This is a genomic window from Saccharothrix sp. NRRL B-16314 (genome assembly GCF_000716595.1).
In the GTDB taxonomy this organism is placed as follows: domain Bacteria; phylum Actinomycetota; class Actinomycetes; order Mycobacteriales; family Pseudonocardiaceae; genus Actinosynnema.
In genome coordinates, this window is record NZ_JNXC01000109.1 from 1 (window position 1) to 477 (window position 477).

The 477-nt window shown below is 60.4% G+C and carries 1 protein-coding gene; it reads right to left on the bottom strand.

Annotated elements, in window-relative coordinates; all coding sequences use genetic code 11:
* A partial coding sequence (locus tag OQ02_RS45370; protein ID WP_231500450.1) for a hypothetical protein occupies window positions 1–408 on the bottom strand: 408 nt, incomplete at its 3' end.
* Window positions 409–477 lie beyond the last annotated feature (69 nt).

Sequence of the window (477 nt, forward strand, 5' to 3'; positions counted from 1 at the left end):
GACCTGCGTCATGGAGAACGACAGGGAGAAGTCGTCGACATGGAAGTCCTGCGAGTAGTTGGACGAGGAACTCGTCACACCACCACTGGCGCTCCACAGTCCCCATCCGAGACCGGCACCGGCAGACCAGTTCGTCTGCGACGAAGCCGTCGACGAGTCCACCATCTGGTGGTACATGTGATAGTTGGGCCAGCCGGGTGACGTCGCGAAGTTACCGGGGACAACGGTCGTGTAGGCGAATCGTTGCCCGGGCCCGAGAGCATTGACGATCGCCTCGTTGTAGTACCGCTCAAGGTTCTGCTTCCAGAGCAGCATCGACTTTTCGGTCGTCTGACTGATGTACGCGTTGACCTCATCGACCTCGTTGCGGTAGCCGGAGGACGTCCAGTCGTCCATGGCCGAGCTCACGAGGAGCCTGTATATCTCGGCGTTGTTGCTCCAGTCGGCAACGGCGAGTTTGCCCGGTTCGCCTACAGC